The organism is Prochlorococcus marinus str. MIT 1214 (assembly GCF_027359355.1).
GTDB classification, from domain to species: Bacteria; Cyanobacteriota; Cyanobacteriia; order PCC-6307; family Cyanobiaceae; genus Prochlorococcus_B; species Prochlorococcus_B marinus_F.
The window spans coordinates 1,053,447-1,070,656 of record NZ_CP114777.1; the positions used below are offsets into that span (position 1 = coordinate 1,053,447).

General features: G+C 37.2%; 14 protein-coding genes. 4 read left to right on the plus strand and 10 right to left on the minus strand.

Translation table 11 applies throughout. The features are described 5' to 3' along the window. Positions 1-21: 21 nt before the first annotated feature. Both clpS and O5639_RS06125 read right to left on the minus strand, forming a co-directional pair. Complete coding sequence (clpS, locus tag O5639_RS06120; RefSeq protein ID WP_420063674.1) at positions 22-333, minus strand: ATP-dependent Clp protease adapter ClpS; 312 nt, start codon at positions 331-333, stop codon at positions 22-24. A gap of 59 nt (positions 334-392) precedes the next feature. Next, positions 393-1,616, minus strand: a complete 1,224-nt coding sequence (locus tag O5639_RS06125) for an LL-diaminopimelate aminotransferase (RefSeq protein WP_269623690.1) — start codon at positions 1,614-1,616, stop codon at positions 393-395. A gap of 403 nt (positions 1,617-2,019) precedes the next feature. On the opposite strand from O5639_RS06125, the gene O5639_RS06130 reads away from it, so the two are divergent. Together O5639_RS06130 and O5639_RS06135 are read left to right on the plus strand one after the other, a co-directional pair. After that, the gene (locus tag O5639_RS06130; RefSeq protein WP_269623691.1) at positions 2,020-3,924 is read left to right on the plus strand and encodes an Rne/Rng family ribonuclease; all 1,905 of its coding nucleotides are present in this window, start codon (positions 2,020-2,022) and stop codon (positions 3,922-3,924) included. Positions 3,925-3,926: 2 nt separating this feature from the next. Continuing rightward, positions 3,927-4,520 carry a ribonuclease HII gene (locus O5639_RS06135; protein ID WP_269623692.1) on the plus strand — a complete coding sequence of 198 codons (594 nt, stop codon included), beginning with the start codon at positions 3,927-3,929 and terminating at the stop codon, positions 4,518-4,520. Between the two features lie 8 nt (positions 4,521-4,528). Here O5639_RS06135 and O5639_RS06140 read toward each other — a convergent pair whose 3' ends face one another. Further along, entirely contained in the window at positions 4,529-5,041 is a 513-nt protein-coding gene (locus O5639_RS06140; protein ID WP_269623693.1) for a DUF1997 domain-containing protein, read from the minus strand. 56 nt (positions 5,042-5,097) lie between these two features. On the opposite strand from O5639_RS06140, the gene pheA reads away from it, so the two are divergent. Then, complete coding sequence (gene pheA / locus O5639_RS06145; protein ID WP_269623694.1) at positions 5,098-5,928, plus strand: prephenate dehydratase; 831 nt, start codon at positions 5,098-5,100, stop codon at positions 5,926-5,928. A gap of 1 nt (position 5,929) precedes the next feature. Here pheA and O5639_RS06150 read toward each other — a convergent pair whose 3' ends face one another. The 7 genes from O5639_RS06150 to rpsL form a co-directional block, all read right to left on the minus strand. Beyond that, positions 5,930-6,862 (minus strand): methyltransferase domain-containing protein, encoded by a 933-nt coding sequence (locus tag O5639_RS06150; protein ID WP_269623695.1) that lies wholly within the window; start codon positions 6,860-6,862, stop codon positions 5,930-5,932. 2 nt (positions 6,863-6,864) lie between these two features. Next, positions 6,865-7,527, minus strand: a complete 663-nt coding sequence (locus tag O5639_RS06155; protein WP_269623696.1) for an LON peptidase substrate-binding domain-containing protein — start codon at positions 7,525-7,527, stop codon at positions 6,865-6,867. 60 nt (positions 7,528-7,587) lie between these two features. Then, positions 7,588-7,908: a 30S ribosomal protein S10 gene (rpsJ, locus tag O5639_RS06160; protein WP_269603446.1), complete on the minus strand. Its 321-nt coding sequence runs from the start codon at positions 7,906-7,908 to the stop codon at positions 7,588-7,590. Between the two features lie 120 nt (positions 7,909-8,028). Continuing rightward, positions 8,029-9,228: an elongation factor Tu gene (tuf, locus tag O5639_RS06165; protein WP_269623697.1), complete on the minus strand. Its 1,200-nt coding sequence runs from the start codon at positions 9,226-9,228 to the stop codon at positions 8,029-8,031. A gap of 41 nt (positions 9,229-9,269) precedes the next feature. Continuing rightward, positions 9,270-11,345: an elongation factor G gene (gene fusA, locus O5639_RS06170; protein WP_269623698.1), complete on the minus strand. Its 2,076-nt coding sequence runs from the start codon at positions 11,343-11,345 to the stop codon at positions 9,270-9,272. Positions 11,346-11,450: 105 nt separating this feature from the next. After that, positions 11,451-11,921 (minus strand): 30S ribosomal protein S7, encoded by a 471-nt coding sequence (gene rpsG, locus O5639_RS06175; RefSeq protein WP_269608916.1) that lies wholly within the window; start codon positions 11,919-11,921, stop codon positions 11,451-11,453. A gap of 45 nt (positions 11,922-11,966) precedes the next feature. Next, positions 11,967-12,341, minus strand: a complete 375-nt coding sequence (gene rpsL, locus O5639_RS06180) for a 30S ribosomal protein S12 (RefSeq protein WP_011824478.1) — start codon at positions 12,339-12,341, stop codon at positions 11,967-11,969. Between the two features lie 277 nt (positions 12,342-12,618). Between rpsL and gltB the strand changes: the two genes are divergently transcribed. After that, positions 12,619-17,208 (plus strand): glutamate synthase large subunit, encoded by a 4,590-nt coding sequence (gltB, locus tag O5639_RS06185; protein WP_269623699.1) that lies wholly within the window; start codon positions 12,619-12,621, stop codon positions 17,206-17,208. Positions 17,209-17,210: the final 2 nt, after the last annotated feature.

Genomic DNA, 17,210 nt, shown 5'->3' on the forward strand with positions numbered 1-17,210 from the left:
AAAGCTTGTAAATTGTTAATTTCAGCTTTCTAATTCAATGGTACTTGTTAAACCCTTTGCCTTTAGAGATTCAGAGTAAAATTCAGCGGGTTCCAAGTCACAAGTAATAACAAGTCCGACACCATTATTATGTGTTTCTAGCATAATATTTAAAGCATCCTGTTCACTTAATTGTGGAACGACCTGCCTTAAAGTTTCAACTACATAATCCATCGTATTAACTGGATCATTATGAAGTAAAACCTTATACTTTGGAGATATTTTTCTAACTCGTTGAACTTCCCGATCAATAACAGCAGTGTCTCCATCAGTTTGATTTGTCGAATCAACCATAATTAAACTGCCAAGATAATTAGCACCTTTTAACAAAGAATTTACCATGAGATTACGCATTAAAGTTTTACGATCCTTTGCATAGCTTTTTCGACATTTTCTCTGCTATTAAAAGCAGACAATCGAAAATAACCTTCTCCCGCAGCCCCAAATCCACTTCCTGGTGTGCCCACTACATTTGCTTTTTCAAGCAAGAAATCAAAGAAATCCCATGAGTTCATGTTTTTCGGTGTTTTTATCCATGCATAAGGGGCATTGATTGCTCCATAAACTTCAAATCCCGCAGAAGTCAAATTTGCTTTAATTATTTGGGCATTATCCATATAAAAACTTACTAATTTTTTGATTTGTATTTTCCCTTCTTTGGAGTAAACAGCTTCCGCCCCTCTCTGAACAACATAACTTACGCCATTGAATTTAGTGCTTTGTCGACGATTCCATAAAGACCACAAATCAACTTCTTCTCCGCCTGCTTTACCTTTTAAAGATTTGGGAATAACTGTAAAAGCACATCTTGTGCCAGTGAAGCCGGCATTTTTTGAAAAAGATCGAAACTCAATTGCACAATCTCTAGATCCCTCAATTTCAAAAATCGAATGAGGGATCGAGTCATCTTTGATGAAAGCTTCATAAGCAGCATCAAAAAGAATCAAAGAATTATTTTCTTTTGCATATTTCACCCAAGAAACTAATTGATCTCTAGTTGCTACTGCACCAGTGGGATTATTAGGAAAGCACAGATAAATTAAATCAAATCTATCTTCTGGAATTGGCGCCTCAAATCCATTCTCTGAATTAATTGGAATATAACTTAAACCTTTATATTCCCCTGCAAAGTTAGATTCTCCTGTCCTACCTGTCATCACATTCGTGTCGACATATACAGGATATACAGGATCAGTTACAGCTATCTTATTTTCCTTCCCAAGAATATCTAAAATATTACTGCTATCGCATTTGGAGCCATCTGAAACAAAGATTTCTTCCGCTGATATTTCACAACCACGAGAAACATAATCATTTTCAGCAATGCTTTCTCGCAGCCACTGATACCCCTGTTCTGGGCCATAGCCCCTAAAGCCATCTCGAGTTCCCATCTCCTCAATGGCCGCTTTCATGGCTTCACGACAAGCTAAAGGCAGAGGTTCAGTAACATCACCAATTCCTAGGCGGATCAAATCAGCATTAGGATTCTTAGTGCTAAAATCTTTAATTCTTCTAGAAATTTCTGGAAAAAGATAGCCTGCTTTTAATTTCAGGTAATTAGCATTAACTTGTACCACTTGAAAATCGCCAACATTAAATTTAAGTTCAGGATAATCCCTGAAACGCCTTCAAATCTTGAAACAAAGATGATTCCAGATTTAAAAACTAATTTTTTAACAGGGGCTAGAACTTAAAGCAATTAAATTAAATTAAAAGTGATCCTGTGTTAGTATTATTTTTGAGATCTATGAAAAGGGTTTAAGCCCCTAAGGTTCTCAATTAACGTCAGTTTTTCTTAAAGGGACACCTAGATTAAACGTTGGCAACTCCAGCGACTTCAACCGAATTATAATTAATTCCCACACCGAACAGTATTCAAAAATCTCTTTAAGTTTGTTAGGCGTTAAAAATTTCCAACAATTCTATTTGCAGTTTTTCTGCTAATCAATTTTTAATAGCTTAAAAAGCTCAAAATCTTATATGCCCCAGCAAATTATTATTGCTGAGCATTTGCGGATTGCCGCTCTGCTCACGGATGAAAGAATAGATGAATTAATCGTAGCTCAAGGTAGCTACCAAATCGGAGATATTTTCTTAGGAACCGTTGAAAATGTTCTTCCAGGGATTGATGCTGCTTTTGTCAATATTGGAGAAAGTGAAAAAAATGGTTTTATTCATGTCAATGATTTAGGTCCCCTTAGATTAAAAAACACAACTGCAGGAATAACAGAGTTACTCGAACCAAGGCAAAAGGTATTGGTTCAAGTAATGAAAGAGCCCACTGGGTCAAAAGGACCAAGATTAACTGGAAATATAGCTCTTCCTGGTAGATATTTAGTACTCCAACCTTATGGACAAGGTGTAAATATTTCGAGAAGAATAAACAAAGAAAGTGAAAGAAATCGTCTTAGAGCATTAGGAGTACTAGTCAAGCCCCCAAGTACTGGTCTTTTAATCAGAACAGAAGCAGAGGATATTTCTGAAGAATTTTTAATTGATGATCTTGAAAATCTTCTCAAACAATGGGAGCTTATTCAACAAGCATCTGAGAGTTGTAGTCCGCCAATTCTCTTAAATAGAGATGAAGACTTTATTCATAGAATTCTGAGAGATCATACAGGTCAAAACGTTACTCAGATTGTTGTAGATAATACGGAAGCGATTGATCGTGTTAAAAGTTTTATTGGCAAAGATAGTAAAGAACTAGCAATAGAATTACATTGCGATTCTAAAAATATCTTAGAAAAATATAGAGTCATATCTTCAATTAATGAAGCATTAAAGCCCAGAGTAGATCTTCCCTCTGGTGGATATATAATAATAGAGCCAACAGAAGCATTGACAGTTATTGATGTCAACTCAGGCTCGTTTACACGATCTGCGAATTCCAGAGAAACAGTTTTATGGACTAATTGTGAAGCAGCTATTGAGATAGCAAGACAATTAAAATTAAGGAATATAGGTGGAGTAATCATCATTGATTTTATAGATATGGATACAAAAAGAGACCAACTTCAATTATTAGAACATTTCACATCTGCTATTAATGGAGACTCAGCGCGGCCACAAATAGCTTCACTTACAGAACTTGGACTTGTTGAGCTTACAAGAAAAAGACAAGGTCAAAATATATATGAATTATTTGGGAAAACTTCTCCCAACTCCCAAGTAGATGGTCGTATTCAAAACATTACTATTCAAGATATTAATTTAACAAGCTCGCCAGAAGCTGGTGTCATAAATTCATCTTCAATCGCAGGTGAAGATTTACAATCTATACAAGAAAATAATACCAAAAAGAAGCGTATTAATAAAGGGAAAGAGATAGAAACAAACTTAATAAATGAAGATCATAAACAAGCAACTAATACTTTAATGCCTACATCCTCAGATATAATTAGAGACGATATTAGTTTAGACAATAATAAAAAGAAAGAGAATACTATCCTAAATATAAAGATGAATAGCAATGAAGAGCTAGTTTATAGTTTGATGGGTTTAGATCCTATCCTTCTTTTAGAACAGACCCCAATATCTGAAAACTATACTGTTAACATTATTAGACCTGGGGAAGAGACAGGAGTAGAAGAAAAAAATAACATACTTGAGAAAACTGAACAAAGCACATTTAATAATTCCAATGTCAAGCGTCAAAAAAATAATAAGGATCTTATTCGTCTCAAGACAGATAGCTCTAGTCAACAAAAATCAACTAATTCTAAAGAAGAAGAGAAAATCAATATAGAGTTAGATCAACATACTAATGAATTAATTGGTGCTGATAATCTTTCAGTAAATGATAACAATGAATTAATTTCCACGGAATCACAAGAGGTCAATGAGGATCCAAGACGAAAAAGAAGGAGATCTTCAGCTTCTTCTTAAACATGAAAGATAAGAAATCACTGACTGCAGGAGTTGATGAGGTAGGGAAAGGTTGTTTATTTGGTCCTGTTTTCGCAGGAGCGGTAATATTAAGCAAAGCGCACGAAGAAAATCTCTTAAATCAAGGCTTACAAGACAGTAAAAAATTAAGCCCCCGACAAAGACATAACTTGGTTCCTTTAATAAAAAAAAACTCATTAGCTTGGTCGATAGGTCAGGCCTCAGCAAGAGAAATTGACAGTATCGGTATTCGAGAGGCTACTGAAAAAGCGATGCTTAGAGCATTAGAAAAATTTCTATCCCCACCAGAATTAATTCTTGTGGATGGAATGTTACCCATTCGCCTGTGGCCAGGGAAGCAAAAAACACAGATTCGAGGTGAAAGTCATTTCGCATCAATTGCGGCTGCCAGTGTTCTAGCTAAAGAAGCCCGAGATGAATTAATTAAACGACTAGCCCGCAAATACAGTCTTTATGGACTTGAAAAAAACAAAGGGTATGGAACTGAAATACATAGAAAAAACTTAATTAAAGAAGGTGCAACAAAACTCCACCGAAAAAGTTTTCTCTCCAAATTGAAAATAGATAGACATTAATTTTGTAACTAATTTTCTTTACACCAATTATTAAAGTCAACAATTAACTGCTTCTCTACCCTAGCCTTTATTCCTAACAAAATTCCATTTAATATTGTTTGCCCAGTTGACTCGAGCATTTTGGGAGGAATTAATCTCAATAGCTGAGGTTGACTGACTGTCACACCTAAAAGCGCTTCACCTCCAAGGCCTGATGGTTTTGCTTCCAGAATTGCATCTAAAGTTAAATCGAAATCATCAACTAATCCCAAGCCATCCAAGTGACTTTCGGTAACAAACATTCTGATTTTCCTATCAGTATTTTCTACACCTATTGATACGACTGGATTTATTTGCAGTTGAAAAACCTGAAAACTTGTGACTTCGTATCTAAAGCTACCTGGCCCCAAAGGAGTCAATTTCTTAGGATCAAGCATTGCTCCTACAACTCTTTCCTGTTGTAAGAGATAATCAGGTAGTTGCTCCTCATTATCTTGAACAACTAGATCAATTTTTTGTCGTGCTTTAAAGGCAAGAGACATTATCAAAAACTTGTTCAGCTTGATCTTATCGGCATTTACCCCATTTTTTTTATCTAATGTCAACTCGAGTGGCCTACCTTGGACCTAAAGGAACATACGCAGAGAAGGCAGCAAAAGCGCTAGCAGCCTTAGAAAGGCTTGAATCCCCACAGTTCTCGCCATACAAAGGCTTAAGGTCTGTGGTTGATAATCTTGCAAACAATCTTTGTGAAGCAGCCGTAGTACCAATTGAAAATTCAGTAGAAGGTGGCGTTACAACAACATTAGATTCTCTATGGAGACATGAAAATCTATTTATTCACAGAGCACTAGTACTTCCTATCAAGCACTCCTTAATGAGCAGCGGATCAATATCAACTATTTCAGAGGTACTTTCCCATCCTCAGGCAATTGCTCAATGCAGCCAGTGGTTAAACGACAATATTCCAAATGCAGTTCATCTACCAACCAATTCCACGGCAGAGGCGATAAGAATGGTTAAAGGTAGCTCATTTAGAGCCGCGATAGGATCCAAAGATGCAAATGAAGAACTAAATGTTCTGGCTTATCCAATTAATGATATCGAAGGTAATTGCACTAGGTTCGTTCTTCTGAGTAAGAAGAACATAAAAGTAGATGGCAACAAAGCAAGTATGGCTTTTTCTCTTAAGTCAAATAGTCCAGGTGCATTACTAAAGGCGTTGAATTGTATCGCAAATCTTGGCCTGAATATGAGTAGAATTGAATCTCGTCCCTCTAAAAGAGAATTAGGCGAGTATGTTTTTTTCATAGATCTTGATTTAAATCATTCTAATAAAAAAGACTTTGGGAGAATTACTGAGGAGTTATCTCCACTTTGCAATCAAATAATTAATTTTGGATGTTATTTCGGATCAGAAGGTGAGTAATTTATCCTCTTGATTTGAACACTCCAAATTTCATCAAACCTGTTGAAAAAGCCCATCTCATCATCAGTATCGTTGGAATTTCTCTAAATGCTTTCAGGATTGATCTGAGCCCTAATTTTAATATGGATGAAGGTCTTCTAAAACCTTCATATATAGATTCATTCCAAGATTGAATTGTGTATTTTGTCCAATTAGAAGACTCAACAGAACATCCACAATAAGGACTATTTAATAAATTGTTTTTAAATCCTTCAATACTTGAAAATTCAGGGTGGGTCCATTGAATTAATAATTGATTCATAATGAACTTTTCAAATGAATTTAAAGGATGCTTTTTTGAATCTCTTTGATTCCAATCTGCAATTGCCAAAACACCCCCCGGCCTAAGAACCCTGAGCATCTCATCTGCAAAGGTTTGCTTATCAAGCATGTGAGGACCAGCTTCAACGCTCCAAACGCCGTCAAAGCTACCTTTGTCAAACTTTAAGTCAAGTGCATTCATTACCTCAAAACGACAAAAATCCTTATTATCTGTTAATTCATTTGCTCTTTTAATTTGTTCTTGACTTATGGAAATACCAATAACATCAAATCCATAGTGGTTAGATAATATTCTTGAACTTCCGCCAATTCCACATCCTACATCTAAAACCCTTGAGCCTTTTGGTAATTTATGCAAACCGCTCCAACGAACTAATTCATGAACAAAATCAACCTTAGCTTTCCTAAAGTCTTTTTTTATTCTTCGTTTTTCGTAAAAGCCAAGATGAATATGTTCGCCCCAGAGATTTTCTAATAATCGATCATTAGTCCATGAATCATATGACGATGCAACACTGCTAACAGAATCATATCTACGACTTTTCTTGAGCCATTGAGTACTTAAGGTGAGTAGCAAAAAAGCACTAAATAAAAAAATTAATATCCATTGCATGATTAATTATTGGCTTGATCAGCATTTGAAAAAGTATCTTTTAAAGCAGTTCTTGCAGCAAGTTGTCTTCTTGTGTGATCAAGAAGTTCGTATTCTCTCTCTAAACGTTGCGCGGTATTTGTTAATTCTAATAAATTTTGCTGTTCACTCGCTACTGGGCCTCCAAGATGAGCAGCTATCCAAAAAGACAATTCTCTGGGGATATCAGGCAAAGAATCAGGGAGTTCCTTCTCAGATTCAGTTAATTTCGAAGTCAGCGAAACTACATCCCTGAGAGCAATAGCAACGGAGTCCTTTAGTTCTATTAGTTTTTTTTGATCTGATATTTTATCATCATCAACCCAACTAACTAAAGCGTTAATAAAAGGAGTTTCGCTAATAATTTCTAGAATTCTAAATCTTTGCTGTCCAATAGTAACAATATTGCTTCTACCATCTTGTGAGGTTTGATGCTTGATGATCTCAGCACAACAACCAACATCTGCCATTTTTTTTGCTATTGGATCCCATCTAACAACTCCAAAACGGCTATCGGATTTCAATACAGACTGAAGCATCACCCTGTAACGCGTCTCAAAAATATGAAGTGGCAAGTACTCCTGAGGAAAAAGCACAACCTCAGGCAATGGGAAAAGTGGTAACTCCCTAACTGAAAGTTCGCTCAAATGGGTTTTCCTAATTAAATCTATCCTAGGTAATCAATCTCTGGTTTGAGAGAAAAAGCTCTAGAGCTTAACTTCTATATCAACTCCACTAGGAAGATCTAACTTCATTAAAGCATCTATAGTCTTTGCTGAAGGGCTGTAAATATCGATAATTCGTCTATGTGTTCTTGTTTCAAAATGCTCTCTTGAATCTTTATCAACATGAGGCGAACGAAGAACACAATAAATTTTTCTCTTTGTTGGAAGAGGAATAGGCCCTATTGCTGAAGCTGCTGTAGTGTCTGCAGTCTCAATAATCTTCTCGCAAGACAAATCAAGCATTCTCCTATCAAAAGCCTTTAGGCGTATGCGTATTTTTTGCTGTGCAATTGCAGTTGACATAATGGTATTACCAAAAGGTAATTAGGTTTTCTAGGTTCTTTTAAAAATGAACCAATTAGCTCATTTGTTTATTTAATTTAAAGGATGACCTGAATAAATTACAAGTCATCCTCTTAATCATTACTCAATAATTTTGGAAACTACTCCAGCTCCAATGGTACGTCCACCCTCGCGAATTGCGAATCTCATTCCTTGCTCAATAGCAACAGGAGCTATTAATTCTCCAGTCATTTTTATTCTGTCACCGGGCATAACCATTTCAACGTTACTGCCATCATCAGATGTGAATGCAGTAATTTGACCTGTTACATCAGTAGTACGAATGTAAAACTGAGGACGATATCCAGCAAAGAAAGGGGTATGACGACCACCCTCTTCTTTTTTCAATACATAAACCTCACCTTCAAATTTAGTGTGAGGAGTAATAGATCCTTTTTTAACAAGAACCATTCCTCTTTCAATATCTTCCTTCTGGATACCTCGTAATAGAAGTCCAACGTTGTCTCCAGCCATACCTTCATCAAGAAGTTTTCTAAACATCTCGACACCGGTAACAGTTGTAAGTCTTGTATCTCTAATTCCTACAATTTCGACCTCCTCTCCGACTGTTACTTTTCCTCTTTCAATTCGTCCAGTAGCAACTGTTCCACGACCAGTAATTGAGAACACGTCTTCTACAGCCATTAAGAAAGGCTTATCAATTTCACGTTCTGGTTCTGGAATGGAAGAATCAACAGCAGTCATCAATTCATCTATTTTTGTCTCCCAATCTGCTTCTCCTTCAATAGCTTTTAATCCTGAAACTTGAACAACAGGGATGTCATCGCCAGGGAAGTCATAACTTGTGAGAAGTTCACGTATCTCCATTTCTACAAGTTCGATCATTTCTTCATCATCGACCATGTCACATTTGTTTAGTGCAACAACCAATGCAGGTACACCAACCTGCTTGGCCAAAAGAATATGCTCTTTTGTTTGTGCCATTGCTCCATCTGTAGCTGCTACAACAAGAATTGCACCATCCATCTGAGCAGCACCTGTGATCATGTTTTTTACATAATCAGCGTGACCTGGGCAATCAACATGAGCATAATGCCTACCATCAGTTTCATATTCAACGTGAGCAGTGTTGATTGTGATCCCGCGTTCACGCTCTTCTGGAGCTCCATCAATTTCAGCGTAATCTTGCGCTTCGGCTTGACCTTTTTTGGCTAAAACCTTTGTGATTGCAGCAGTAAGTGTTGTTTTGCCATGGTCAACGTGGCCAATAGTACCTATGTTGACGTGAGGTTTGTTCCTCTCAAACTTCTCGCGAGCCATTTTTTTTAAAGAATCGGGGGTTGGTTAGTAAATTTTAGAGATCAGGAATTGCCCTGATTCTTGGAGATAATTGCTTCAGCAACATTACGAGGGACTTCCTCGTAGGTGCTGAACTCCATTGAGAAAATACCCCGACCTTGAGTCATTGATCGGAGTTGAGTGGCATAGCCAAACATTTCGGCTAATGGCACTTTTGCCTGGACTTTGGATTGTCCATCATCGATGGATTGACCTTCAACCTGACCTCGTCTAGAGGACAGATCTCCAATTATAGAGCCTAGGAAGTCCTCAGGCACTTCTACCTCAACTTTCATCATAGGTTCTAGAAGGACAGGATTGCACTTCTTGATTCCATCTTTGAAAGCCATTGAGCCAGCAATTTTGAAAGCCATCTCTGATGAGTCAACATCATGATAAGAGCCATCAACCAATGTAACTTTTACATCAATTAAAGGATAGCCAGCAATCACACCAGACTCACACGTTTCTTTCATTCCTGATTCAGCAGGTTTTATATATTCTTTTGGAACAGAACCACCTACGATTTTATTTACGAACTCGAAACCAGTCCCTGGATCACCTGGCTCAACTTCAATAACAACATGACCATACTGCCCTTTACCTCCTGTTTGTCTTGCAAATTTTCCTTCACCTGAGGAGCTGGCTCTAATTGTTTCTCTATAAGAAACTTGAGGTGCTCCAATATTTGCCTCTACCTTAAATTCTCTCAACATACGATCCACCAAAATCTCTAGGTGAAGTTCACCCATTCCTGCAATGACAGTTTGATTTGTCTCTTGATCGGTACTGACTCTGAACGTTGGATCCTCCTCAGAGAGAGATGTCAGCGCTTTCCCTAGCTTTTCCATATCACTCTTTGTCTTGGGTTCTACCGCAACTGAAATAACTGGCTCAGGGATATAAAGAGTTTCGAGAACAATTGCCTCTTCGGAAGCACATAAAGTATCTCCAGTTGTTGTATTTTTCAGACCAAGCACAGCCCCAAGATCCCCAGCTCTTAATTCATCGACTTCCTCACGATCATCAGCTTTTAAAATGATCAACCTAGATATTCTCTCTTTTGCATCCTTAGTTGAGTTAAGAACATAACTTCCTTTTTCAAGGACACCGGAATACATACGAACAAAAGTCAATTTGCCATATGGATCAGCCATTACCTTGAATGCAAGCGCGCTAAATGGAGCGCTATCATCGGAAGGTCTAACAGCTTCTTTCCCATTAGGAAGCAAACCCTGTATAGGAGGGACATCAACAGGTGCAGGGAGATAATTAACTACTGCATCCAGCAATAATTGAACCCCTTTATTTTTAAAAGCTGAACCACATAACATTGGAACCAAACCATGCTTAAGAACACCTTCCCTAATTCCAGTTTTGAGTTGTTCAATTGTTAACTCACCATTTTCTAGAAAAGCTTCAAGCAATTCTTCCTCAGTTTCTGCTATTGACTCCATTAATTTGGCTCGCCAGTCAGAGACTAAATCAACCATATCTGATGGAACATCAGTCTGCTCAATATCTTTGCCAAGATCATCTTTATAGATATATGCCTTATTTTCTACTAGATCAATGATGCCCTTCAAGTCATTTTCGGCTCCAATAGGTAACTGAATTGGAACTGCATTAGCTTTTAATCTATCTTTAATTTGGCCATGTACTTTAAGGAAATCTGCTCCAGTTCTATCCATTTTATTGACAAATACCATTCTTGGGACTGAATACCTATCGGCTTGACGCCAAACTGTTTCAGATTGAGGCTGTACTCCACCCACCGCGCAAAAGACAGCTATTACACCGTCAAGAACCCTCATCGAGCGCTCAACTTCAATAGTGAAGTCAACGTGTCCAGGGGTATCAATGATATTTATACGGTGATCGTCCCATGTAGTCGAAATTGCCGCAGCTGTAATGGTAATTCCTCTTTCTCTTTCTTGGGCCATCCAATCGGTGACTGCGGCACCATCATGGACCTCTCCCATTTTGTGAACAACACCTGAATAGAAAAGAATTCTTTCAGTACAAGTGGTTTTACCAGCATCAATATGTGCAGCAATCCCGATATTTCTAATTCGTTCTAAAGGAAAGGCGCGTGCCACAGAAAATACTCCGACTAAAGGGCTTTAAAATGCGCATGGACTCTACAACTAAGCATGCTAAAAAAGAAATATTTTGAGAATTTAAATAGAAAAATTTGACCTAAATCAATAGCGATAATGAGCAAAAGCTTTATTTGCTTCGGCCATCTTATGGGTCTCTTCCCTCTTCCTCACTGCATTTCCAGCTTCATTAGCTGCATCCATAAGCTCCCCAGCAAGTTTTTGAGCCATGCTTCTTCCATTTCTTGATCTTGAGAAATTTACCAACCACCTGAGTGCCATTGCTGTCCCTCTTTCTTGACGGACTTCCATTGGAACCTGATATGTAGCTCCACCAACTCTTCTAGCTCTAACTTCAACAAGAGGTGTGACATTTTTCACTGCTGTTTCAAATAATTCAATGGGGTCTGAACCAGTTCGTTCGTTAATCAACCCAAAGGCATCGGAAAGAATTTTTTGAGCTGTTGATTTCTTCCCGTGCTTCATCAATCGATGGACCATCATACTTGCCAATCGATTATTGAACTGAGGATCAGGGAGAACAGGTCTTTTTTCAGCTGCGTTTCTTCTTGACATGAAATAAAAATGTATGGGGGAAATTCAATAAATCAAAATAATTTTTTATTCTTTAGGAGATTTAGCTCCATATTTTGATCTTGACTGTCTACGGTCTTTAACGCCAGCAGTATCAAGAGTTCCTCTGACTATGTGATATCTAACTCCTGGTAGATCTTTAACTCTGCCACCTCTGAGCAAAACGACAGAGTGTTCCTGAAGATTGTGACCAATACCACCAATGTAAGCAGTTACCTCAAAACCTGAGGTTAATCTGACACGAGCTACTTTCCTAAGAGCCGAGTTAGGTTTTTTGGGAGTTGAGGTATAAACCCTTGTACATACTCCTCGCCTTTCTGGACAACCTCGCAAAGCAGGAGATTTTGTCTTTGTTTTAAGAGTCTTTCGCTCTGTTCTTATCAACTGTTGAATGGTTGGCATTAATTTAATATTTGGTCTAGGTTCGACCAGATTCAACAATTCTTCAGATTACTTGGTCAACCACCCAAATTCATAGTTTTTTTCAATTAATATTTTATTTTTATTCAGGTTTAAGCATAAGTACAAAATATTTTCAAGAAAGTATTGAATAAAAAACTTCTTAGTAGACAAAGATGTTTAAGATGTAACCCTAGGATCTATCAAATTATTCTAATCAGCTTTTTCAAGCTTACCGATAGCACTTTTGTAAGAAAAGAAAAAATAGTAAGTTAAAAACATGCACCAACGAACATCAAGATCAAATTGGCCCTATTGCGATAGCACCTATCCTGATGCCTTTTCTGGGGAAAAAGATTCTTGTGGTGTTGGCTTCATAGCTAGCGTTGAAGGCAAACAAAATCATTGGGTCTTATCTCAGGCAGTCCGTGGTCTCAGCTGTATGGAGCACAGAGGTGGTTGCGGCGGAGATGGCGACTCGGGTGATGGTGCAGGGATTTTATGTGAAATTCCATGGTCATATTTAAAGCAAGTTTGGGCCACGGCTAAACAATGCGATCCCCAACGATCAGGGATAGGTATGATTTTCATGCCTAAAGATCCAAATAATAGAGAAATAGCGAAGAAGATATGTGAGAGGGAAGCTGAGTCTTTAGGGTTAACTTCCAAAGGGTGGAGAGATGTTCCTGTTCATGAAGAAGTTTTAGGCAAACTTGCAAGAGAAAATGAACCATTTATTACACAATGGATAGTTGATATTGAGGATAAAGAAATTAATCTTGAGGCTTTACTTTTTAGATTAAAACAAAGGATTTCAAATAGAGCTAATATAGAATTAAAGGGAGATAAATTAGGACTCTATATATGCTCTTTAAGTAGCAAAACAATTGTATATAAAGGGATGGTCAGATCAGAAATATTGGCGCCTTTTTATAAAGATTTAAAGGATGATAGATTCGAAGTTTCATATGCTGTATACCATAGAAGATTTAGTACAAACACTTTACCAAAATGGCCATTGGCGCAACCCATGAGACTTTTAGGTCATAATGGAGAAATAAATACCTTGCTTGGAAATATAAATTGGGCAAAAGCATCAGAAACAGATATAAGTTCAGTATGGAAAGAAAATGCAAATGATCTAAAACCAATTGTAAATAATGTATTTAGTGATTCAGCTAATCTAGATTTAAATCTTGAATTATTAGTTCGAAGTGGACGACCAATAACTGATAGTTTATTAACACTTATCCCTGAAGCTTTCAGAGACCAACCTGAATTAATAGATAAACCTGAAATAACTGCTTTTTATGAATACGCAGCAGGAACTCAGGAGCCATGGGATGGGCCAGCATTAATAGTCTTTACTGATGGAAGAAATGTAGGGGCCACACTTGATAGAAATGGTTTAAGACCAGCTCGCTATTGCATCACCAAAAATGGATATGTTGTAATGGGATCTGAAACAGGTGTTGTTGAATTAGATGAACATCAAATCCAAGAAAAAGGTCGGCTTGGTCCAGGACAAATGCTAGCAGTAGACTTAGAAAAAAAGAGGATTTTACGTAACTGGGATGTCAAAGAAGAGTCAGCAAACAGATATCCATACTTAGACTGGTTAAAAGCAAATCGAATCAATCTTAACAACCAAAATTGGGAAGTAAATCATAAATTCGATAAACAAGAGTTACTGCAGCAACAAATTGCATTTGGATTTAGTGCAGAAGATTTTGATTACATAATTAATAGCATGGCAGCAAATGCAAAAGAACCAACTTATTGCATGGGAGATGATATTCCACTAGCCATACTTTCTAATAAATCACATATTCTTTATGACTATTTCAAGCAAAGATTTGCACAAGTTACTAATCCACCCATTGATCCTCTTAGAGAAAAACTTGTTACTAGCTTAGAAATGCATCTTGGAGTTAGGAAAGCACCACTAAGTCCTAAAGCAGAATCCGCAAGACTAATTCATATTAAATCACCAATAATTAATGAAAAAGAATTAAATTCAATAAAAAAATTAGGGCTTAATTACAAGGAAATATCCATATTAATTCCTATTAATAATGATAAACTAAACTTAGAAAAAGGTCTGAAAAATCTATGCCAAGAAGCAGAAGATAGTGTCATTAATGGTGGAGAAATACTCATCCTCTCAGATAGAAATGTTAATAGAGAGAATTCCTACATTCCCCCTCTTCTTGCTGTCGGAGCAGTACATCATCACTTGCTTAGAAAGGGGCTGAGGCTAAAAACCTCGATAATCATAGATACAGCTCAATGCTGGAGTACTCATCACATAGCCTGTCTGATTGGATTTGGGGCAAGTGCAATTTGTCCTTGGCTGACTTGGGAAACTACACGCCATTGGTGGCAATTACCTAAAACTCAAAAACTTATTTCCGATGGGAAGTTGTCTAATTTATCTATAGAAATTGCTCAAGAAAATGTTAAGAAAGCAATGGAAGATGGATTAAGAAAAATACTTTCAAAAATAGGAATCTCTGTCCTAGCAAGTTATCACGGAGCACAAATCTTTGAAGCCATCGGTATCGGTGCAGACTTAATTGATTTAGCTTTCAAGGGAACTACCAGTCGTATAGCAGGACTAACGCTGAGTGAATTATCAATCGAGACAATTTCATTTCATAAAAAAGCTTTCCCAGAACTAGAGCAAAAAAAACTTGATTTTAATGGATTTGTTCAATATCGAAATAGTGGAGAATTTCATTTAAATAATCCAGAAATGTCAAAAATTCTTCATGCTGCAGTGAAAGCTGGACCTGGATATGACCACTTCAAAACTTATCAACAACTTCTAGAAAATCGTCCCGCTACTACCCTCAGAGATCTCATTACATTTAAGACAGCTAGTCAGCCTTTACCTCTTGATCAAATAGAGAGTGTTGAGAGTATTTGTCAAAGATTTTGCACCGGTGGAATGAGTTTAGGTGCCCTATCTAGGGAAGCGCATGAAGTTCTTGCAATAGCAATGAATAGAATTGGAGGAAAAAGTAATAGTGGTGAAGGAGGGGAAGATCCTGCGAGATTCAATGTCCTCCAGGATGTTGATGAAAATAATCAATCAAAAACATTACCCAATCTAAAAGGACTGAAAAATGGAGATACCGCATGTTCTGCAATTAAACAAATTGCGTCTGGCCGATTTGGTGTAACTCCTGAATATCTAACTAGCGGAAAACAATTAGAAATCAAAGTAGCTCAAGGTGCAAAGCCTGGAGAAGGTGGCCAATTACCTGGACCAAAGGTTGATGAATATATAGCCAAGCTGCGTAATAGCAAACCAGGAGTATCTCTTATTTCTCCTCCTCCTCATCATGATATCTATTCCATAGAAGATCTTGCCCAACTTATTCATGACTTACATCAAATAAATCCAACTGCAAAAGTCAGTGTGAAATTAGTTGCTGAAATAGGGATTGGCACAATTGCAGGCGGAGTAGCAAAAGCCAATGCTGATGTCATCCAAATTTCAGGACATGATGGTGGTACAGGTGCATCTCCACTTAGTTCAATTAAACATGCTGGTTTGCCATGGGAACTTGGATTAACGGAAGTTCATCGCTCTTTATTAGAAAATGGTCTTCGCGAAAGGGTTTTATTAAGAGCAGATGGAGGTTTAAAGACAGGATGGGATGTCCTGATTGCAGCTTTACTTGGAGCAGAAGAATATGGTTTTGGAACAATCGCAATGATTGCCGAAGGTTGCATAATGGCGAGGATTTGCCATACAAATAAATGTCCAGTGGGTGTAGCAACTCAACAAGAAGGCTTAAGAAAAAGATTCCCTGGATTACCAGAACATGTTGTTAACTTTTTTATCTTCGTAGCTGAGGAAGTCAGACAATTGATGAGTCAAGTTGGAGTAGCAAAAGTCGAGGATCTTATTGGAAGAACAGAGCTATTAATTCCTAGGAATCTAGACTTAACAAAAACAAAACGAGTGGACCTATCTAGCCTGCTCAAACCATTAGAAAACTCAACCGATCGTTCATGGTTAAACCATGAAATTCAAGCTCACAGCAATGGAGAAGTTCTTGAGAATTCTCTACTCAAAGATGAAAAAATTTGCAATACAATTCAAACTCAGGGAAACATCACTAAAGAAATTTCAATTGTCAATACAGACAGAAGTGTTTGTGCGCGAATCTCTGGAGAAATAGCCAAAAAATACGGAAATAAAGGTTTTAATGGGAATTTAAATTTGATATTTAAAGGTTCAGCTGGGCAAAGTTTTGGTGCGTTTATTTTAAGAGGAATGAATATTTCTTTAATAGGAGAGGCTAATGATTATGTAGGCAAAGGTATTAACGGAGGTTCCATTACCATTGTTCCAGAAATCATCAATAACACATCTAACACTCAAGTTATAATTGGCAACACGTGTCTATATGGAGCAACTGGTGGAAAATTATTCGCACTTGGAATAGCAGGTGAGCGTTTTGGAGTTCGCAATAGCGGTGCTCATGCTGTTATTGAAGGAGCAGGAGACCATTGTTGCGAATATATGACTGGAGGAGTAGTTGTTGTGCTCGGAAAAACTGGAAGAAATATTGGAGCAGGAATGACTGGAGGCATAGCATTTATTCTTGATCAAAAAAATGAACTTGACTTAAGAATGAATAAAGAAATTGTTGAAGTTCATCATCTAACTTCAACTAATCAAGAAAAATTCTTAAAAGAACTCATTATTGAATATCATCAGAAAACTAAAAGTCCTAAGGCAAACAAGATTCTCTCAGGTTGGTCTTCTTGGAAAAATTTATTTAAAATAATAGTTCCTCCAAGCGAAAAAAATAAATTAGGTATTGAGGAAGCTCTTGAAAAAGCAACAATATAGAC